Annotated in this window: 11 protein-coding genes; 5 read left to right on the plus strand and 6 right to left on the minus strand. The window is 44.7% G+C overall.

Features of this window, described 5'->3' with window-relative positions; translation table 11 throughout:
- Window positions 1-24 precede the first annotated feature (24 nt).
- Genes QT998_RS01265 through QT998_RS01275 form a run of 3 tightly spaced genes read right to left on the minus strand, consistent with a single transcriptional unit; the run spans window position 25 to window position 6,999 of the window.
- On the minus strand, window positions 25-3,696 hold the full coding sequence (locus QT998_RS01265; protein ID WP_333113451.1) for a helicase: 3,672 nt from the start codon (window positions 3,694-3,696) through the stop codon (window positions 25-27).
- The gene (locus QT998_RS01270; RefSeq protein WP_333113448.1) at window positions 3,693-6,716 is read right to left on the minus strand and encodes a hypothetical protein; all 3,024 of its coding nucleotides are present in this window, start codon (window positions 6,714-6,716) and stop codon (window positions 3,693-3,695) included. The genes QT998_RS01265 and QT998_RS01270 overlap by 4 nt, the downstream gene beginning before the upstream one ends.
- Before the next feature lie 13 nt (window positions 6,717-6,729).
- The gene (locus QT998_RS01275; RefSeq protein WP_333087574.1) at window positions 6,730-6,999 is read right to left on the minus strand and encodes a YciI family protein; all 270 of its coding nucleotides are present in this window, start codon (window positions 6,997-6,999) and stop codon (window positions 6,730-6,732) included.
- Between the two features lie 163 nt (window positions 7,000-7,162).
- Between QT998_RS01275 and QT998_RS01280 the strand changes: the two genes are divergently transcribed.
- Complete coding sequence (locus QT998_RS01280) at window positions 7,163-7,732, plus strand: Uma2 family endonuclease (RefSeq protein ID WP_333113445.1); 570 nt, start codon at window positions 7,163-7,165, stop codon at window positions 7,730-7,732.
- A 112-nt stretch (window positions 7,733-7,844) separates the two neighbouring features.
- On the opposite strand, the gene pheT is transcribed toward QT998_RS01280, so the two are convergent.
- A complete protein-coding gene (pheT, locus tag QT998_RS01285; protein WP_333113442.1) occupies window positions 7,845-10,310 on the minus strand; it encodes a phenylalanine--tRNA ligase subunit beta in 2,466 nt (821 codons plus the stop codon).
- A 693-nt stretch (window positions 10,311-11,003) separates the two neighbouring features.
- On the opposite strand from pheT, the gene QT998_RS01290 reads away from it, so the two are divergent.
- The 3 genes from QT998_RS01290 (at window position 11,004) to QT998_RS01300 (ending at window position 18,418) form a co-directional block, all read left to right on the plus strand.
- Entirely contained in the window at window positions 11,004-12,635 is a 1,632-nt protein-coding gene (locus tag QT998_RS01290) for a serine/threonine-protein kinase (RefSeq protein ID WP_333087579.1), read from the plus strand.
- A 490-nt stretch (window positions 12,636-13,125) separates the two neighbouring features.
- A complete protein-coding gene (locus tag QT998_RS01295) occupies window positions 13,126-16,182 on the plus strand; it encodes a sensor histidine kinase (protein WP_333113439.1) in 3,057 nt (1,018 codons plus the stop codon).
- A gap of 448 nt (window positions 16,183-16,630) precedes the next feature.
- Window positions 16,631-18,418, plus strand: coding sequence for a PAS domain-containing sensor histidine kinase (locus tag QT998_RS01300; RefSeq protein WP_333113436.1), 1,788 nt, complete (start codon window positions 16,631-16,633; stop codon window positions 18,416-18,418).
- A gap of 154 nt (window positions 18,419-18,572) precedes the next feature.
- On the opposite strand, the gene QT998_RS01305 is transcribed toward QT998_RS01300, so the two are convergent.
- A complete protein-coding gene (locus QT998_RS01305; RefSeq protein ID WP_333087583.1) occupies window positions 18,573-19,853 on the minus strand; it encodes a DUF389 domain-containing protein in 1,281 nt (426 codons plus the stop codon).
- Window positions 19,854-20,420: 567 nt separating this feature from the next.
- Here QT998_RS01305 and QT998_RS01310 point away from each other — a divergent pair.
- Complete coding sequence (locus tag QT998_RS01310; RefSeq protein ID WP_333087584.1) at window positions 20,421-20,906, plus strand: hypothetical protein; 486 nt, start codon at window positions 20,421-20,423, stop codon at window positions 20,904-20,906.
- Window positions 20,907-21,057: 151 nt separating this feature from the next.
- On the opposite strand, the gene QT998_RS01315 is transcribed toward QT998_RS01310, so the two are convergent.
- Window positions 21,058-21,549 (minus strand): WbuC family cupin fold metalloprotein, encoded by a 492-nt coding sequence (locus QT998_RS01315; RefSeq protein WP_333087585.1) that lies wholly within the window; start codon window positions 21,547-21,549, stop codon window positions 21,058-21,060.
- Between the last annotated feature and the right edge of the window lie 49 nt (window positions 21,550-21,598).

Here is a 21,598-nt window from a genome sequence, read left to right on the forward strand (position 1 = left end):
TTTTTTATGGAAAACCGGGCGGTTTCAACCGCCGTCTTGCTTCGACAAAATCAAATTGAGTACGTTCAACTCATTAGAACTCAAAAGATACTTATCGGTAAACATCTTTTCCCGGCTTTGCTCTAAACTGTAGCTTCTAAACACGATAAACGGGAATTCGTGGTACTTATGCCCGATCGGCATTACACTGTCTATCGGATAGGTCGATCGCACGTAAGCCGACAAAATATCCCGAAACCTCCTGTCATCCGGTTCCTCCAGCTTCGTCTGTGCAAAATACTCCTGCATCTCCTCGCCGCTGACAAAAGCAAACAAAGGTATAGCATAATAGCGATCGAACTGCTGACTCTGCTGCTCAAAATACTGAGTTTTCTCGATTTCGCCGTTGAGAATGTGCAAAAGCTCGATCGCACCACCCCGAATAGCCGATTTTACATTCTCAGGAGAGGATTTACTATTTGCGATCGTCTCCATTTTTTTCAGCAACTGATTCTCCAAACATTTCTTAATTTCCCCATTCAGCCGCATCTGATAGTTTTCCTTCAAACTTTTATCAGCCAAAGGAACTAATAACAAACTCCCCAAAACATGACCAATCTCTAAATGATCGTAACCCAGCAAACCCTCAAGAGGATTGCACATCTGCAAAAACTTCCGATTAAAATTCTCCCGCATTTCCAAGTAAGAATTGCCCTTTGCACGAGACTCCTCAGAATTTGGCAAAACCTCATACTCTCCGCGACTCAAAAGCTCCTCCAGCCCCTCATAAACCTCCTTAAAATACACATTTTGGGGGCGACTGCGATGTTCGCTTTTCAACGCTTTAATCAAACTCGCTATTTTGCTGCTAAAAGTATCGCCCACAGCAGAAATTGACTTCCCGCCAATCGGAATCATCAAAAACTTTTCCCTACCCAAATATCCATATCCCACAATCCGCGTCATCACCGCAGTCTTCAGAATCAGCAGCAAATTCAACAAACTCAACTTGCTTTCCTGTAGCGAAAGTTCCGCATCATCAGCATAGTAAACCGCCGTATCAGACAAGTAAAAAACCAACTCCTTAGCTTCACCATCCAGCGTATTACCATCATCATCTTCCCCGCGCCCCCGATAAATCACCTGAATCACCTCCATCAGATTTTTCTCAATCTGAAAGCGGGGAATATCTACTAAAATATGCTTAGTTTTCGGGAAAGACAAGCCGCGACTTCCCGATGCAGTCATGAAGATTACTTTAACTGTGTTTTTGCACTTATGTATTTGCTCTTTTTCCTCTTCCGAAATATTCGCGTGGACTTCCAGATAATCGAGAAACGGATCGAATCTGTCGCGACTAGATCGAATTCTCACAATTAATTCAGTCAATCTTCGCTTATCCTGAATGTAGACGATAATTTGTTCTACACCAGGGATTGCTAACCGCTGATTGATATCTTCAATTATTTGAGACTGTACCCGTTTAACTAAATCATTCTTAGGATTTAAGGAAATATCTTCAGTGAATTTGACACATTCTACAAATACTTTGTAAGTTATATCTAAACTGCTAGCGGGATAGGAATTTGTATTAATAACTTTAGCAGCTAACCGTTTGAATTCAAAAGGTATCGCTTGCAATGGCGGGATTTCTTCAAATTTTTTGGGTAATTTTTTGAAATATATTTTATCTGGTTCCGGCGAGGTATCATTTAGGTGTTGTTTAATCACATCCGGGTCAACAATCGAAGCGTCCGCTACAATAATTTTAGTATTAAAACTATGTTTTGAGTTGTGCAACTCATATTTTTTTACCAGCTTATCAATTCCATGCAGAAACTCAACGCCGCTGTCGTCTCCCGTGATTTCATCAATCATAATGAAAATGTGTTTGATGCGGCTAGAAATTTCTTGCATTCTAGCGGGTATGACATCTTTTTCCTGCTTGTTGTAAGCATCTTGAAAAATCTTCTCTAAATGCTGGAGGGTATTTTTCCCATATTCTGTCACCTTCAAAGACTGAATAGAAACTGTAGCCACAATATTGTTCGATTCCTTGCAATTAATGCGTGCATATATGGCCTCACAAACGCTATTTAGCACTCCATTAGTTTTGCCAGTCGTAGGTTTAATTACCGTTTCTCCCTTCCTTTCAAGTTGGGGTTTGTGATATTCTTTTCGCTGGATTTCTGCGCTATCGTTGATGAAGTGGACTGTTTTTTGTTGAAAGTTTTCGTAATAGTTATTAGCTACGTAGTTGACGGTACATTGTCCTGAATTGCTTTTGATGATATCGGAGTTTGAGTTGATACAAAATAATCTATTGTCGCACAACAAACGAGTCTCTTGATCTCGGAATTTCTCGATAATATCTAAGTTAACTTGCTTGCGGGGACTGACATAAAAGAATAAAAAGCCGTCGTCTATATGGGTTTTGAGGAAATTTGCGATCGCAGTTGTTTTCCCAATTCCCGGATTTCCCGTCAAAAATAGGTAAGTTTCCTCAGATTCCAGTGCTTTGACAATTAACTGAGCGTGAGCATTTCTCAGGTGTAATGCGCGATCGATTTGCAAATCATCAGCCAATTTATCTGATATAATATCAATGGAATTGACAAAGTTATCTACCCGCTCTGTATTACACACAGGTGTAGAAGTTTTGCCAATAGTCAATAAATCTTTGACAAACTTTTTGCCATTCTGAAAACTGCGAGCGGCGTTAAGCTGGGTTGCATCTAAAACTTCGCCGCGAGCATCGTTAATCTCTTTACCTTTGGATTCCTGCTGGTAGATTTTGGCACAATTCGCCAAGATGTCAATTTTATCACTGCGGAGGGAAATTGCGTTGATTGTGCGATCGCTATAACCGACAACATTCAACAAAACCTCAGCATCACCAGGAATCATCCCAGTTGTTTGTAAAAAACCGTAGAAGCTGTGAGCGTAACTACCCGCCTGAATCAACTTAGCGCTTTCCTTATCTTTATACTTAAAAGCTGTAAAATAGCGGTTTAAACCCTCCGAAAAATCAATCCCTAAAGTGCTAGTATCGATTCGCAGATTAGAAAAAACACTTTTCGATCGCAAATAGCTAATTTCTCTGAGCAAAGACTTCCGCATCACCTCTATTTCGTTGATATTATCGACTTTTTCCGAAGTCAACGGGGGAGTAAACACAGACAAATCAACGCACAGAATCCTAAAATCTCTACCATTCTGTAACAAAATCAGAGTATCAGCTTGCAAAAATTCGCCTTTTTTCTTGTAGCGGCGGATGTACGAGTTAATCTCATCGTCTGATAAATTTGGTTTCGCAATTTTAAACTGAGATAATACCTCTTTAAACGCTACTTTTTTATCCTTGTTATAGGTTCTGATACTGTTAGCATCACTAAAACTGCACTGACAGTACAAAATTTTCGACAGCTTTAAATTCCAGCCTGTCGATTTGATGTACTCCCGGAAGAAATTTAACCCACCCAGAAAGCCTTTTTGAACAAAAAACAGGCTCCATTTTTCAACAATTTTAGCATCCAAACTACCGAGCAAATTAGCTTCCCTGGTAATTTCCGCCATCATTTTTGGCAATTCTAGTTTCTGCAAATCTAGACGATAGGAATCGCCGAAATTATGAGCTATATTTTCCCGCTGAATATATGCTAGAATCCCGATGTTGAATCCAACCTCAAACAGCCGTCCAAAATCTTCACCAATCATGATTGTGTAGCTCCTGTACTGACATTCAATACTTCTCTTACCTTATTCAAAAATGCCAGGGAATTAAAATCTGCACCGCCAGCATGACTAAATATAGACAAAGCACCAACCGAGTCATCGCCAATAATCCGCTCGTAGGGGTCAAGTTTTAAACTAATATTTTGACGAGCTTCATACCGAGAAAAGTGGAACACTGTTAGATAGTGCAGTATAGTATCTTTGATTGCACCATCATAAATTAAGCCTTGGTGAATGTCTTGGTCATCCAGAACACCTTCGTATATATGCAATAGCGTCGAGTAGGAAATCACACCGTTGTAAAAGTTTTTTTCCTCCTTGACTTTAATCCCGCTAAATAAGTTAAAAAACATCACAGCTTGCTGATTGGTATCTGCAAACAAGTTTTCAAGTTCCATTGCATCCTGAATATAAAAAGATTTTCCCTGATCACCGAGAAAACTGCGGACATAGTATTTGTCAAAGAATATCGGATAGATTTTGATATCTCGACGCTCTCCTTTCAAAGTTCGGAGCAGTTTTTTTGACATAAAAGATAATTCCTCATCTTCCTCTGTCTTGGTAATATGCAGCCTACTCATGTAAGGTGCTTGCGAAATATATGCGAAATTCCGATATCCTTGTCGATAAAGCTGACTCATCACATCTTCAAGGATTAACGGCTCAGAATAAAGACGGCTGACACTGTAATTCTCGGAAAATGTTTTAAGCATTTCAACTTGAATTGTGCTGTCGTCTATACGATTGATTCCGACCACTTCTCCAATTAAGCTGGCTTGTCTTTGGAAGCGATTTTGATTGTTTTTTTTCGCATCACTATCTCGGCTGGAAACAACAATAATTGCTAACTTGTCCAACTCTGGAGCTAGCTGTACATTGCTAAATCTAAATTTTTTCGGCAGAATTGAATACATCGAACTCAAACCGTTACGAATTGTGTAACCCTTGGGTTCTTTTTTAATCCGAAATCCTTGAGAAGTTGAGCGTTGTTTTTCACTCAAAATATGAGACAAGGTTTTGGAAAGATTAGCCATAAACTTTTCTGAGGGCGAAGGGTTTTTTTCGTCGCCTTCATGGAGTCTCACCATCGGAATAAACAAGTTGTCCGCAGCATTTTCGAGCAATATTTTCAGACAGATATAAGACAGCAGCAGCATGGTAAACTTATACACAAAAGTCGCCGCAGGCTGCAAACCTTTATCACCACTGTCTAGTCGTCTGTCGTCATAGGGAAACAAAACTAATTTGGTCTTAAAATGCTTGTTGTAGATTGCTCTAGAGCGATCGGCTTTAGGTGCAGAAAGTACAGGCAAAACATCGATACCTTTAATATTGTACTCCATGCTGAAATTTTGGCGTTCATCAGTAGGAAAATAGCGGACATCTTCTATGGTAATCTTGACTGGTAGCTGACAAATAGATTTTTCATCGACACTAGGTTCTTTGACGGTAATATAATGAAGCGTTTGCTTGTAATTTCGCTCCATAATTTCATTAAAAAATTTACCATTAGTCAAAATATTGTCAATATCTTCTACTAGACCTAGTTTGAGGTTTACGTGTCGCGTTTCTGTGCGGCTTGGCAAAATTGTCTGCCGCTCCAGAAAGCCTTTCAGCATTCTTTTTAGATGCGTAATTTTGTGCTTTATATTAAACTGATTGAATCCTTTAATAAAGTTGCGAAATAGCTCTCTTTTTGCCTCATCGTCAGAACCTTGTAATACTGGCAATACTCTTTGCTCAAATATGGCGATCGGCTGATGATTGAATTCAGATTCAGGATCATAATTTTGTGCTAGTGGGTTGCTGCGGGAAGCAAACACAAAATAGTACAGCAATGCTAGTTTTAAGACTTTGCGTACAAAAATTTCGGTATTAGAATCCTCCTCAAATTCTGCTTTGTGTTCTTCACTATCTGGATTTAGCAGATTCAGATTATATTCAAATACTTCTTTTCCACCGCGCGCTTGAACTGGATTGTCAAATTTGATTTTTAGACCAAATACAAACTTACGTTCGTTACGAGAATTGTCCGTACTTTCTCCCAAGTAACCTGATACAATAGGAATAATTGGCAGTGCATCTAGGACTTCGGATCTCGCGAAAATTTCTCTGTAATTAACTCGAATACCAGCATAATTTACCTCATAATCACCAGCGGATTTATTTGGATCGTTGATGTATTCTTCTATCAATCTGAGGCGACGAATCAAGTCTTCTAAATAGATTACGCCTACAGTATCTGTGCTGCTAGCGCGGATGTGTTCTAGCAGATATTCCAAGTAAGTAATCTTAGCTTCTTTTTGAATTTTTCCGAGAGTTTCTTTGTCTACCAGTCGGATTAATTTATGAAAATCAGAGTCGGGATTTTTAACCATCTCATCAAGACGATGGTTAAGGTCTTCTTTTTCACTGCTATTCTCGGCATTTTCATTGATATAATTTTGTAAACCCTGCTTAAGTTCTTGTTCAAAAATATCAGTATTTCGGACAGCAATCGTTAATTTATGCAGTTTTAAAGTCGCATGGCTACCAGAACCAACGCTCTGCAAAGTTAGCTTTTCTTTTTCTAAAGGGTGGCGGGTGCCAAAATCGTATTTGAAGCCTAACTCTTGGCCACTTCCCCGAAAAAAGGGTGAATCTAAAGGACTAATCAAATTAGCGACAAAACTTTCGACCGAAGTATTTTGTGGCAATTTAGTTGATAGTTGCTGCCGCAAACACTCTCTAATCTGCCTGACTTGACTCCCAAAATTTTCCTCTACTTCCGCTGGGAAATTAACAGTAGCAGAATCTGCTTTACGTTCAGAAGAACCCAAGGGTCTTTGCACTTCCTTTTGGGCAACATCCGCAGCAATGGTGTCAATATCAATTAACAAGCGACGGCGGTCTTCTGATACGCTAAATGGGTTTTTGGTCTGCAAAGTTTCTAAAATCTTGTCCAGTAAATCGCCATAGTCTACTGGAACCAGTTCCTCGTCGCCTAGTCTTAAGATGTTCACCCTGTTAACTCCTTTAAAATGCTTGAATCCACTCTTTGACGTTGTACTCAGTCCAAATCCCATTGAGCCAATAAGGATCGGTTTCAACTAATTCTCGCACTGCCGTTTCGTCTGCAGCTTCGTAAATCGCAAAAACTTTTGTTAAGTCTTTTGTGGGGCCGATGGTAATCAATACACCCGATTCTTTTTGTTTAGCAAGTCCGGCTAGGTGCGCGTCTCGAAATGGTGCGCGTTTTTCGAGAACGTCTTCGCAGTAACTTCCCCACATTACATATTTGGTCACGGTTTTGAGCCTTGGATGAATTTGTTTAAAATTTATTGTACAATGAGTGTAGCAGGATTTAAAGATTTTTTTTGGATAAGATTGATTAACCGCAGAGGGCGCAGAGGGCGCAGAGGGAGAGAAGGAAAGAAGAGAGATTTTTGTTAGAGGGGATGAGGTAACTATGACTTTATTGGATATTCGGCTGCTGAATATTTATGAATATCACCGGATGGTTGAAGCTGGTATTCTTGATGGAGATGAACGGGTAGAATTATTGGCAGGGCAGATAGTAAATAAGGCTGCGAAAACTCCCCCACATTGTGCAGTGGTGAAACGTACAATGGAACTACTGCAAAAATCTTTGGGAAGTTTGGTATTTCTGAGTATACATGATTCTGTCCGACTGAATAATTACTCTCAACCTGAACCGGATATTTCTGTAGTGATACCAGATCCACTTTACTATGAAGACCACCATCCAACTCCTTCAGAAATTTATCTGATTATTGAAGTTGCAGATACTACTCTGAGAACGGATTGCGGCATAAAAGCGAAAATTTATGCTGAGTCTGGAATTGCAGATTATTGGGTTTTGGATGTTAATCATCGGCAACTTCACGTATTCCGAGAACCGAGTCAGGATGGTTATGAGAGTATAGTAGTTCTTGGAGATGATGCGAGTATTTCTCCTTTGCAATTTCCTGATTGTTGTTTTTTTGTATCGGAGATGTTGCGTCCACTAAGTTATTAATGTTATGTCTAACTTTTGAGGAATGAAGTCCTCAGTACAAACCTGGGATTTAGGTTCGCACTGAGGAATTTATTTTTTCTTGAATGCGGATGCTCGTCCTTACTACGAACAGTTAGCTTCTCAGACTAACGCCGAATTTCTCAACTAAAACATCGCGGACTTTTTGTTGGGCTGGTTCGACATCTGTTTCGCTTAATGTTCGATCGCCCGATCGATAAATCAACCGAAATGCTAAACTACGTTGTCCCGCCGGTACGTTTTCGCCGCGATACTCGTCGAACAATTCCACCGAAGAAAGCAAACTACCAGCCGCCTTCTTCATCGCACTTTGCATCTCCACAACCGGAACCTCCATCGGTGCAAAAAAGGCAATATCCCTGTCAGAAGCCGGGAAACTCGAATAACCCGCGAATTTGCGAGTCGAATTGCTCGTTAGCGAAGCCCTCGTAGAGGATCGCCCTAACTCATCCAACAACACCGCCAAATCTAATTGAAACACGTAAACTTGTTCCGGCAAACTTTTTTCCTGCTGCAATTGCGGGTGTAACTGTCCGAAAACTCCTAACTGTTTCCCGTTTAACGATAGGGCGGCCGTGCGCCCCGGATGCAAGCGCCCATTAGACGAATCGCTGGCATATTCCACCGCCAAATCCAACCCTTGAAACACGCTTTCTAGGACACCTTTAGCCTCAAACCAAGTCAAAGGTCGATCGCGCCCGCCCTGCTGCCATTTCCACGCCGTCGGGTCGCCGCCAATAATCCCCGCAACGGCATCTGACTCTTTCATTACATCCCCGTCTTTCCAGAAAATGCGGCCTACCTCAAAACCGTTAAGCGCGCCGTTTCCCTGCTCCAAATTGTACCCAAAAGCATCAATCAAACCCGACAGCATCTCAGTCCGCAAAGCTGAATACTCAACAAACAGCGGATTAGCCAGCACAACCTGATTTTCTCCCTCGGTTTTCACCAAAGAATAGTGCATCAACTCCGTCAAACCGGCCGCCCGAAAAACCGATCGCACATTCCGCACTTGCGCGTATTCTAGAGATAGATAACCCGGTTCTGTTTCGCTGGGTAAAGTATCGCAGAAATTGTCGTAACCGTGAAGTCTGGCCACTTCTTCAATTAAATCAATTTCCCTTTCTAAATCGCGGTAGCGGTAAGCAGGAACAGTTATCGCAAAAACCCGTGCTTTTTCAGTAGCAACAACTTCGCATCCCAAGGCTGTGAGGATATTTTTCACCTCTTCCGGTTCCAAATATTGACAACCGCCCGTTTCTCCTCTTTTTAACTGCCCTAAAACCTGATTAATTCGATCCAGACGCAATTCAATCGTCCGCGAAAAACTCAAATCTTCCCCGGAACTCGCCGTTTTCTGCACCGTCGCAGCACCGCCCGCCCACTGCAAAATTAGGGCAACAGCGCGATCGCACGCCGTCGTCAAAGCCGCCTGATTCACCCCCCGTTCGTAGCGGATCGAAGCCTCGCTGCGCAGGCCTTGAGCGCGGGCAGAACGGCGAATCGTTGCTTGGTCAAAAATCGCTGCTTCCAATACCAAATTTTGAGTTTCTTCGTGAACTTCCGTGTCTTCGCCGCCCATTACCCCAGCCAAAGCTACCGGTTTGTCGCTAGCAGTAATTAACAAATTTTGCGGTTGCAAATTGCGGTTTTGTCCGTCCAATGTTTTGAAGGATTCCCCGGTTTTGGCAAAGCGCACGCCGATGCTGACATCGGAATTACCTGTGAAAGATTGTAGCCGATCGCGATCGAAAGCGTGCAGCGGTTGTCCCCATTCCAATAAAATGTAATTAGTTACATCAACCACATTATTAATCGGCCGCACACCCGCCGCCTGCAACCGCTGCTGCAACCAAGCTGGAGACGGTGCGATTTTCACACCTTCAATTTCCGTACCGATGTAAATCGGGCAGGCTTGCGGTTCCGATATTTCTACTGCTAAACCGGCGCTTTTTTTGTCCTCAATTGCAACACCACCGGCGGCGGGAATTCTCAAACTCGCCCCAGTCAGCGCCGCCACTTCCCGCGCCACGCCCACCATACTCAAAGCGTCTGCACGGTTAGCAGTTGCTGTTAAGTCTAAAATCACATCATCCAAACCCAAAAGCGGGCGAATATCGCTGCCCAATTCGGGATTTTCTAGTTCAAAAATGTGAATTCCGGCAGATTCTTTAGACAAGCCTAATTCCGCTAAAGAACAAATCATGCCTTCGGAAGGAACACCGCGCAATTTAGCAGGTTTAATTTTTAAATCAATTGTTGACAAAAAAGTGCCGACAACGGCGACGGGTACGTAAATATCTGCCCTAGCGTTGGGTGCGCCGCAAACAATATTCAAGGCTTCTGATTTGCCGACATCGACTTGACAAACTCTCAATTTGTCGGCGTTGGGATGCTGTTCGCAGGCGACTATTTTGCCCAATACTACGCCGTCGGCCCAAGTACGGCGGTCTTCGATTTCTTCGACTTCAAACCCGGCCATTGTCAGGGTTTCGGCTAATTCTTCTGGGGATATTGTCACATCGACCAATTCCCGCAGCCAGTTTAGAGAAATACGCATAATTTTGTCAGTAGTTAGTAGTCAGTAGTCATTAGTCAGTAGTCCGTAGTCAGTAGTCCGTAGCTAGTAGGGGCGGTGGATGGTGCGTGCCCGCCCTCTTAGTCTTAGTCGCCATTAGTCCGTAGTCCGTAGTCCGTAGTCCGTAGTTATGAAGAAAAATCAAAAATTCTGACGGATGCCTTCTGACGGATGCCTCCTGCATTCTACCTTCTGTTGAATGCCGTTTGATGACTCTGCAGTCCCAGAATCAATTATGGGAACCCCTTATCACACTTGTTAAATATTGTCAATACGATTGCGGTATAGATAAGCACAAAAGAGCGATCGGTCTAAAGCTTGATGGCGGCTGGCGGATGAGTAGCATTCTCATTCAGAACATGAGGTATGCTAGGGATATCTAACAACGCCAAAAGCACCTAAGTTTAGAAAGACTTTACACATAAAAGGGCAACTTTAGCAAGTCTTTAAACTATCTTCCAGAATGATCTACCGAAAAAACTCACAGCAGCGACATAATCAGAATAGAGAAGAGATATCGGCCTCAAAGACTTAGGTGCAATTCCAATTCGCAACCGGATGCACAGCCCGCCAGCAACTGTATAGATAAGTATTTCTAACAGAGGCGCTGTCAGGGAATTTGTGCAGTCGAGCGAAGCTGACAAAATCAGAAAAACATAGGCAAACTCAATCAATATGAGCTACTGCGTAAATCCCGGCTGTCCCAATCCTCAAAATCCTGCTGACTCTATTCTCCAGTGTCAGACGTGCGGCGCGCGGCTATTGCTGCGCGCTCGCTACCGAGTTATTGAACCTTTGGGACAAGGAGGTTTTGGAGCTACATTTCTGGCAAAAGACATTTCTTTACCCGGTCAACCGAGTTGCGTGGTTAAGCAATTGCGACCCAGCAGTTCGTCACCGCGAGTTTTAGAAATGGCGCGGGAATTATTCAAGCGAGAAGCGAAAACCCTCGGCCAACTGGGCGACCACCCGCAAGTACCGAGGCTGCTAGATTATTTTGAAATCGAGCGGCAATTTTACTTAGTTCAAGAGTATGTTAAAGGCTCGACTTTGAAACAAGAAGTCAAGCAATCAGGGCGTTTTAACGAATCAGACGTTAAAAATTTTCTATTAGAAATTCTGTCAGTAGTGCAATACATCCACAGCCAAGGAGTAATTCATAGAGATATTAAGCCGGCAAATATTATTCGCCGCAGTCAAGATAATCACTTAGTTTTGATTGACTTCGGTGCGGTAAAAGACCAAGTTAACCAAACGCTATTATTAGACCCCGCTGACCAAGGGGCTAACACGAAATTTTCAGTCGGCACGTTTAGTTTTGCTCCCCCGGAACAAATGGCGCTGCGGCCGATATTTGCCAGCGATATCTACGCCGTGGGAATGACTTGCTTGTACTTGCTGACAGCAAAATCGCCCAAGGATTTAGATTTCGATGCCGTAACTGGCGAAATTATTTGGCAGCCCCACGTTCAGTTGAGCCCAAGTTTTTCACGGATTCTTGAGAAAATGCTCAAGCCGCTAGTCGGCCACCGCTTTCAATCTGCTGCAGATGTCATCAAAGCTCTAAATGGCGAACATGAAGACGCTGACCTTTACAAGGGTTTAGCAACTGAATTCAACTCCTCTATCCGCACGGTGGAAGAACCGACGATCTTTAATGAAGAAGGTTCTTCGTGGTCGTCGCCGAAAAGCAAAATCAATGAAGATTTGCGAACAAACCACACTATTCGCGGTAGAACTGGATTCACCCAGTCTGGAAATACGGGGATGCAGCCGAGAGTTTCCCGTAGTCTGGCAGAGTCCGGCAGAACTTTCGGAACTGCGGCATTTTCCAACAGCAATTCAGCAGCGCCGAAGGTCACGAAAGCTGTTGTTAAGTGGGACAGCAGCAGCTTGCGAGCGGCATATTTTAAGGGGAAGCGCGATTTTGCTGACTGCGAACTGTCGGGTTTGCAACTGCAAAAAGCGCAGTTAGCGGGGGGAAATTTTTATCAGGCTAGATTGGTCAAGGCCAATTTGCAAGCTGCGGATTTGTCGGGTGCGAATTTGGGTCATGCGAGGTTCATTAATGCGAATTTGCGATCGGCAAATTTGACTGAAGCTTATTGCAGCACTGCTAATTTTGAATGCGCGGATTTTCGAGGTGCTGATTTGACGGGCGCTTATTTGAGTAAGGCGAATTTGCGGGGTGCAAATTTGTGCGGCGCGAATCTGACTGACGCTACAGTTAGCGATGAACAACTAGCAATGGCAAAGACAAACTGGTTGACTACTAAGCCGGATGGTAAGCGGGGTTTTGGATTTTAAGAAATCATTTGGCATGGGGCATGGGGCATGGGGCATGGGGCATGGGGCATGGGGCATGGGGCATGGGGCATGGGGCATGGGGCATGGGGCATTGGGCATTAGTCATTGGTCATTTGTTAGGGGTAATGGGTCATTAGTCATTGGTCATTACTAATTACTAATTTTCCCAATCTCCCCCTCTCCCAATCTCCCCCTCTCCCACTCTGCCAATCTCCCAATCTCCCCCTCTCCCAATCTCCCCCTCTCCCAATCTCCCCCTCTCCCAATCTCCCCCTCTCCCAATCTCCCCCTCTCCCACTCTCCCACTCTCCCCCTCTCCCAATCTCCCCCTCTCCCACTCTCCCCCTCTCCCAATCTCCCAATCTCCCCCTCTCCCCCTCTTCCGACCCTCCTTCTCCCCCGCTTCCAACCCTCTCCCCTCTCCCCCTGTCAGGTGATTCCCTAGGAGGAAGTTCGATCGCCCGTCATCCGCCTAAATTAAAGAGTAGCAATGGAGGATTCGATCGCACAAACCATGAAACTGCTCAACCACCGCACTCGACTGCTTCTTTCCGCCGGCATCCTCGGCCTGGCCTACTTTGTCACCGGAAAACTCGCAGTGTCGGTACTGGGACTGGTAAAAGCCGAAGCCTCCCCGGTGTGGCCGCCCGCCGGTATTGCTCTGGCGACATTGCTGCTGCAAGGGCGGCGGATGTGGCCCGGAATTGCCCTCGGTTCGGTGCTGTTAAACTCAACCGCCGGAGCTAGTGTACCCTTCGCCGTCATTGTCACGTCAGCCTTTAGCGTCACCGTACAAGCGCTGGCTGGGGAGGCCGTGCTCAGTCGCAGCGGATTTTCTACTAAGCTCGATCGACTGCGAGATGTTCTGGCTTTAGTAGCCGGCGCTGTCATCGGGTCTACTTTAGTGGGTTCTACCCTCGGCAATTTGGGTACTTGCATTTTTGGTTGGGCTCAGTGGAGCAATTTCTCTCGGAATTGGTGGACTACATGGCTCGGAGACGGTATGGGAATCTTGATCGTCACACCGGTGCTGCTGACTTTAAATCACGCCTTTAAAAGTTTTCATGTTTCAAGAAAAGATCGAATTATTTCAAGTTTTTTAGCATTTTTTAAGTGGGCAAATTACCGCTTGCAAATTACTAATTATTTATCAATATTTCAAAATAAGAATCGCTATAAAGTACATTTTGTAATTTTAAATTATTCAGAAATAGCTCTATGGCTAACTTTATTAGTGAGTGTTAGTTCGATAGTTTTTTGCTCGAAAGCACAGGCAGCAAACGCTCTGTATCCACTGGAATATTTGCCTTTTCCTCTGATAGTTTGGGCCGCTTTGCGATTTCGTCAGTCGGGAGCGATTTTTGCTTATTCGATCGTGTCTTATATCGCGATTTTGGGAGCGGTGCAGGGAGGCGGCCCGTTTTTGGTCAGAAGCGAAAATCTGCAACAGGCGGTTTTATTTTTACAAGCTTTTACTGGTACGATCGCCCTTATGGCCCTGATGTTGGCTGCAGCCGTGGCTGAACGCGAGCAAGCGCTGGAGTTCCTGGGCCGCACGGCCGCTCTGTTGCGCGATCGCGAAGCCAGTTTAGCTAACGCTCAGCGCATCGCTCAGTTAGGAAATTGGGATTTAAATTTCACCGCCATCAAGCAGGCCGATCGTTGCGAACAATCGGCAGAAAAAAATATATCATCCAATATCGAACTGCGATGGTCGGACGAGCTTTATCGCCTCTTGGGCTTGGTTCCGGGAACTGTCAAACCGACACCAGAAGTTTTTTTGCAAGCCGTACATCCAGAAGACCGAGAATTGGTGGCGCGATCGCAATGTCAAGCGATGTTTGAGCGCAAACCCTACTCCATTAACTATCGAATTGTGCTCCCTGACGGCGGAGTGCGCGCTGTCTGCGAACAGTCAGCAATTCACTCAAACATCATAGCCGCCACAGTCCAAGACGTTACCGAACGTCACCGCGCCGAAGCTGCTTTGCGGACATCCTCCGAGCGCGATCGGCTGCTTTCAGAAATGGCCCTGCGAATTCGCCACTCCCTCGACCTCGAAGAAATTCTCAATACTACTGTTGCCGAAGTCCGGCAATTTTTCAAGGCCGATCGCGCTTTCATCGGTATTATGGACGCAGGCGGGGCAAATCTTCCCAGCCCGGTGTACGGTAAAATTGTCGCTGAGTCTGTCGGTGTCCAATACCGTTCTATTGTGGGGCTGGTGCTCACTGACGAGAATCACCTCGAAGCGCAGAAAACTTTTTATGCTAACAACCGCGTCCGAATTGTCTCCGATGCTGCTACGGTGCAAAATGGCGATCGAGTTGTCCAATTATATAGCGACTATCAAATTCGGGCGACGTTAAATGTGCCGATCGTCCTCGGCGATGAACTTTTCGGGATCTTGGCCGTCAACCAGTGTTCTGGGCCCCGCCAGTGGCAGGAATTTGAAATTGATTTGTTAGAAAAACTCGCTACCCAAGTGGCGATCGCCCTCCAGCAAGCCGAACTTTTGCAGCAAGTAAAAGAACTCAATGCCAACTTAGAATCTCAAGTCGAAGAACGCACCAGCCAACTGCAGCAAAAAATGCACGAACTGCAAGAAAGCAACCGTCTCAAAGATTTATTTTTGCACGCAGTTTCTCACAATCTCCGCACTCCAGTGATGGGAATGTTGATATTGCTGAAAAATTTGCTCAACAAATCGTCCTGTGAGTCTCTACAGGATGTTCCGGTTTCGCGATCGATTTTGCAGCGCATCGTTCAGGCCAGCGAACACCAATTGACTATGGTTAATTCCCTCCTCGACGCTCACGCTAGCGAAGTAAAAGGTATTTTTATCCATCCCGAACCGCTGGAATTGCAGCCTTTAACTTCAGCAATTATTGCCGATTTAGCACCGATGCTAGCCAAAAATCAAGCAATCTTTACTCACAAAATTCCGCTAAATTTGCCGCTAGTATGTGCCGATCGCAAACACTTGCAGCGGGTGCTGGAAAATCTGCTAACTAATGCGATCAAACACAATCATCCGGGAGTCAATATCACTTTTAAAGCTGAGGTAATTGAATTTGAAAAAACGCTAAATTTTGAAGAAAATTCACAATTTTTAACATCTTCCAATAATCCGATCGCCCGCTGTATCGCTAACCAGATACCTGCTGCGGGCGATCGTCCGGGGATGCGCGACACCGCCCAGAAAAATCGGGAAACCCTGACCGAACTTCACCCCGAAAGCAGTTGTCAAATCCCCCCGTATCAGGCTCAAATTGGCAATATCGGCGACAAATTGCCCGAAGCTACCGTAAAAATGGTTCGCTGTACTGTAACAGATAATGGAGTAGGAATCAGCCCCAAACAGCAGGAATCTCTGTTTGAACTTTACGTTCAAGACCCCAATAGCCGACAATTAACAGGACTGGGTTTGGGACTTTACCTCTCCAAGCAAATTATCAAAGCTCACGGCGGCGAAATCGGTGTCGAGAGCACTCCCGGAGGCGGCTCGACTTTCTGGTTTTCGCTACCTGCTGTCATTCGATTTTAGATTTTAGATTTTAGATTTTAGATTTTGGATTAATTCCACGGATAAATTCGGGGGCTTGAGGATTTTAGATTTTAGATTTTGGATTAATTCCACGGATAAATCCGGAGGCTTGTACCACCTTTGAAATTCGCTTGTCAATTCGGGCGATCGATCTTTCCCAATTCTTTAATCTCTAATCTAAAATCCGCGCTTTCTCATCTTTCCTGAAAGTCGAGTCAAGCGACAACCAAAGCATAAGCGCAACGGGTAAGTTTTTCGACTCACAGTCAACAGTCCACAGCCAACAGTCAACAGTCAACAGTCAACAGCTAACAGTCAACAGTCCACAGTCAACAGCCAACAGCTAACAGCCAACAGTCAACAGTCCACAGTCAACAGCCAACAGTCAACAGTCCACAGTCACCTGACGGTGCAACCCGAATTAATATAATCTCAAATCTAAAATGGTATGAACTATTTGGGCAATGCAAAATCAGTTCAAGCGTTAACAGCTTACGAGGTGTGGCGCAATCGCTTCCTCCAAGATCGGCTGCGCCCTGCTGTCGGAATTGCCATCTTTTTTGCCTTGACAATAACTGTCTATTTTATGGGCGAAGCATTCTTCGTCCGCCAGGAATTTAAAAGTGTTTATTTGTACACTAGCGCTGCTGTAGAAATAGGTTTGCTGAGCTGTTTTGTGCTGCAAAAAACCTCCTTTGGACAGCGCTATCCCGGCTTGCTGTTTTTGGGATTTTCGTGGTCGCTGACGGTCATTATACAGCTTGGGTTAGCTGTAGCAGGATCCGGAGAATTACCGATTTTTACCTGGACTTTAGCGTTTCTGATCCAAGCTACGCTGATGCCCGTCCGCTGGCGACTTCACCTAATTTCTCAACTCGGCGTTTTGTGCTGCCACATCGGGATAAATTTGGTTTTAAATTTAAGTTTTGCTAAGTATAGTGCTTTTAGGCTGACCGGGTTTTACTTGTATTTATTTTGGTTTTGTTTGATTTGCGATTTGTCGGTTTATTGGTACGAATGTCTGCAACAAAAAGAGTTTAGTACCAGACGCAAGTTGGAATCTGCTTACCAACAATTGGAGGTGGCGGAGGCGAAGTACCGCAGCATTTTTGAGAATGCCGGCGAGGGAATTTTTCAAAGCACTCCCGATGGACGCTATATTACTGCAAATCCAGCTTTGGCGCGGATTTACGGCTGCAATTCTCCCGAAGAGGTGACGGCAAAATTTACTGATATCGATCGGCAGTTGTACGTCGATCCCGATCGCAGAAATGAGTTTTTGCGATCGATCGAGGAAAGCGGCACAGTATCGGATTTTGAATCTAAAATTTACCGCTGTGACGGCAGTATTGTCTGGATTTCCGAGAAAGCGCGGGCAGTACGAGATAGCAGCGGTTCCTTGCTTTATTATGAGGGTTTAATGGAGGATATCACGCAGCGCAAACAGGCACAAGAATCGCAGCGGTTGTTTATTCACGCTCTTTCTCACGACTTGCGAAACCCGGTAGCGGGAATGTTAATGGTGCTGAAAAATTGGCAAACAAAAACTGGAGATTCGATCGCAATTCCCCGTTCTGTTTTGGATCGGATGATTCAAGGTAGCGAACAGCAGTTGCGCTTGATCAATTCGCTGTTGGAAATTCACGCCGGAGAATTGGGCGGTTTGTTTCTGCATTGCGATCGGGTAGATTTGAGGGCGGTAGTGGAAGCAGCGGCGGCTGATTTGGAGCCTTTAATGAATGAGGCTCAAGCTACTTTTAAAAATTTAGTGCCGGATGATTTACCCGCCGTGAATGCTGATGCTACTCAGTTGTGGCGCGTGTTTTCTAATTTAATTTCTAATGCTTTGAAACACAATATGCCCGGATTAAATTTAACGGTTTTCGCTCAAATAATAACGGCAAAACAAATCAAAATTAATCAAAGCAAAACCAAACAAAATATAGAAAAATTACCCATTACTAATTACCAATTAGCAATTACTAATTCCCAAAATAGCATGATTTACTGTACGGTTGAAGATGACGGGGTGGGAATATTGCCGGAACAGTGCGAACATCTGTTTGACCTTTATGTGAGGGGTTATCAATCCCGACACTCGGTGGGTTTGGGTTTGGGTTTATATCTTTGCAGGCAAATTATTGGCGCTCACGGCGGGGAAATTGGGGTAATTAGCAGTCCCGGTGCTGGGGCAATTTTTTGGTTTACTTTGCCGCTGGCTGAGAATGGTAGTTGATTTTTTGGTATTTTTAACTAAATGCGATCGGTTTGTAGTCAGTCCACCGGACATGATATTACATAGCAGTTAGATTTCTCCTATGAGGTATCGATCGCTCAATCCCTCAATCTCCAATCTCAAATCGACTAATTTGTCACCTTTTTAAGAAAGGCTAGATCGGAGGGGCTTCTAACACGGTGACATCTACCAATGGTGTTGCCTTAAAATCTTCTTTCAACAAGCGAGTTTGGATGGCTCTGGTGAGATCGGTGCGAATTTGTTGAGCCGATCGCGTGACTTGTGGCTGACGCTGAACGTAAACTTGACACAGCAAAATATCATCCCCCGGATTGTCGGCTCTGGTGAAGCGAACGTTGGATTCTACCAGCTTGGCTGAATCGCTTTGCTTTACAACCTCCTGCAGTTGAGAATTTGCCCGTTGAGCGAGACTAGAACGCTGGAGGTTAGGCCGATTGGAAAATTGCCAGATCATTAATGCCGTGAGTACGATCGCGCTAACTCCCACCGCCGCCGGGAACACACCGCGTTTCCCCCGCGCGTAGCGACTTCCTTGAGTCGATAGCCCAAACAGACGAAACATCAGCGCAGCAGCTAAATTAATGCCGCCGAGTTGCAGCAGCAGTAAAAACACGCCGTTGACGGCCAGATCCCAACGACCAATTGCCGCCCCCATGCCAATCAAACCAGCAGGGGGAGCTAGCGAAGCCGATACCAGCATTCCGGTAGCCGCTCCTGAAACCAAGCTGCTGCGATCGGACTGAACCAGGGATAGCGCTCCGGCGGCTCCGGCTGCAAGGGGAATCAGCACCGATACCGAGGAAATTTGGCTGCCATCAATCATCAAGCTGGTGGGGTTTTGCTGTTGCAGAATCAAACTCAACAATCCCGTAGTAACGATCGTGACACTCAGGGCCGCAAAGTAGCGTAAAATGCTGCGCCCCAAGAGTTTGAGATCGCCCCTTGCGGTAGCCAAGGCGGTATTCATGGCAGGCCCTGCAAACGGCGCCAGCAACATAGCGGCAACTAACAGGTAGCTGGTATTCGTGTATAAACCAATCCAAACAATGATTCCCGCGAAAAAGGCATAGCTAAGAAATCCTTTCCAAGAACCTGTACTCTGCAAACCAGCCAGAAAAATCTCGATCGGGCTGCGTTCCTCAACATTGGTAACTTGCTCTGCAGCGGCACTGGCTGGGGGATGCAGCGACATCACACCTGTGGGAAGCAGAGTAACACTTAAGTCCGGCAAATCTTCCAGTTTTCCGAGAAGTTCCTCAACCTCGCCATTAGAAACGTGGATCAGCACCAGATCCAGTCCTCGATCGACTCCCGTCGCTTCAATTTGTGCTAAGTTCGTGCCTTTACAGGCTTTCGCTATCTCTAAAACTGTTTTTCCAGAACCCCGAGGAACTTGTACAAATAGTTGGCGCATCGTCTTCACTCATCTGCTAATTCGATCGAGACCTTCTCTCTAGAGAAAGCAGCTTCAAAAAATCCAGGCAAACCCGGAAAACCTAAGCTGTTTAAGTTTAGACAAGCATTCTTCTAAGCGTGCTTGCGCTTCCTCACTGTTGAGGTTAACCTAGAAATATCTGTTAGAGATATCATAATAACATAGCCTTTCTCAGGTTTCTGGAGGTACGGATTTAGATACTTCGGATTCGCGATCGTAAAAGTTTGAGATTTGAGACTTCGCCGTCAGCGCCAGCATCGAAGGATTTTAGATTGAGGGAATTTGGAAATTGAAGAATTGTTAATTAATTAGATTTTTCCAATCATTCTTGTCGAGCCTGCTATTCATAGGCTTTGAGAGGATTCGTCTGTTGGGCAATACTTCACTCACTTGAGAATTGCTATATGTCTATTTGTTCTATTGATTTTATTTGAAAATAGTGTTATGATAAGCCCAATATTTTTATATTCAAAATATCCCTTCACATTGTCTCGATCGACAGCATTTAATCCATAAGATTGATCAAACATAAAATAAGTGTAATTTATGGTTGAAAAACACTCAGAAAATACAGCCAAAGACGATCCAGCTAAGCAGGATGTAGCTAAATATAACGAGCGGTCATTCTCAACCTTAATTCGAGCGATCCATCTTTCCCAAGGTTACTTTTCTTTCGTTTTAGTCAACTGCAACTCCCTGGAATTGCGGCAGCAAATAGTCGATCGCCTGCAAGCAACTTGTACCCATAAACCGCAGCAAATGCTGTTGTCAAAATCGGCGACAACTCTCTACACGACAATCGCAGCAGAAGTAGACAACAAAACGCCCCCAGCATTAATGATTCTCGGCTTGGAATCAGTGGAGTCGATCGATCGACTCCTCGTTTCTACCAACCTAGTCTGCAGCGAATTCAGCAACAAGTTTTCCTTTCCGGTCATCTTTTGGGTAACAGATGAACTTCTGAGAAAAATCATTCGCACCGCCCCAGATTTATACAATCGGATGACAACAATTAGATTTGTTAGTTGTTAGTTAGTTGTTAGTTGTTATTTGTTATTTGTTATTTGTTAGTTAGTTGTTATTAGTTAACAGTCAACAGCCAACAGTCAACAGCCAACAGCCAACAGCCAACAGTTAACAGCCAACAGCCAACAGCCAACAGTCAACAGCCAACAGCCAACAGTCAACCCTTAAACTCAGCTTCCCAAAGCCTGACTAACTCCCGCGCCGCCGCACTTCCCTCAGCCGGAAAACCGGGTAAAAAGTCTTTATCTGCAGCTACGTCATAGGGCCCTTCCTTGAACTCCAAAATCACAGTATCCGCAGCCAAAGCTACTAAGGTGTGAATAGTACCCTCGGGAAGTTCCACAGCGCGAGTGGGCCCGGCTGCACCCACTTGCAACGATCGCAAGATTTGACCGTTTTCGTTCAAAATAAGAATACCTACCGATCCTTGAATCACTACAAAAAACTCAAAACCGTTAACTGCAGGCGGGCGGAGGTGTCGGTGAGGGCGCACGTAGGTACCCGGTTGCAGCACGTTGACAAACCGCTGCACCTTTTCTGACAAATCGTGGAAATTGTAGTTTTGTCGCTGACGCGGGCTGCTGCGGGAGGAAGCTGTAACTTCGTCTAGCAATTCCTGCGTCAAGCACTTAATCGGAGGGGATTGCACAACAGATATCCTGTATTTAATACTTTGTAAACAAATGGGCTAGTCTGAG

The organism is Microcoleus sp. S1D4 (genome assembly GCF_036700765.1).
Lineage (GTDB): Bacteria > Cyanobacteriota > Cyanobacteriia > Cyanobacteriales > Microcoleaceae > Microcoleus.

Bases quoted from the DNA above. Each gene is read 5' to 3' on its own strand.
- QT998_RS01265 (WP_333113451.1), bottom strand. From the start codon at position 3,696: ATGATTGGTGAAGATTTTGGACGGCTGTTTGAGGTTGGATTCAACATC.
- QT998_RS01290 (WP_333087579.1), top strand. From the start codon at position 11,004: ATGAGCTACTGCGTAAATCCCGGCTGTCCCAATCCTCAAAATCCTGCT.
- QT998_RS01295 (WP_333113439.1), top strand. From the start codon at position 13,126: ATGGAGGATTCGATCGCACAAACCATGAAACTGCTCAACCACCGCACT.
- pheT (WP_333113442.1), bottom strand. From the start codon at position 10,310: ATGCGTATTTCTCTAAACTGGCTGCGGGAATTGGTCGATGTGACAATA.
- QT998_RS01280 (WP_333113445.1), top strand. From the start codon at position 7,163: ATGACTTTATTGGATATTCGGCTGCTGAATATTTATGAATATCACCGG.
- QT998_RS01310 (WP_333087584.1), top strand. From the start codon at position 20,421: ATGGTTGAAAAACACTCAGAAAATACAGCCAAAGACGATCCAGCTAAG.
- QT998_RS01305 (WP_333087583.1), bottom strand. From the start codon at position 19,853: ATGCGCCAACTATTTGTACAAGTTCCTCGGGGTTCTGGAAAAACAGTT.
- QT998_RS01300 (WP_333113436.1), top strand. From the start codon at position 16,631: ATGAACTATTTGGGCAATGCAAAATCAGTTCAAGCGTTAACAGCTTAC.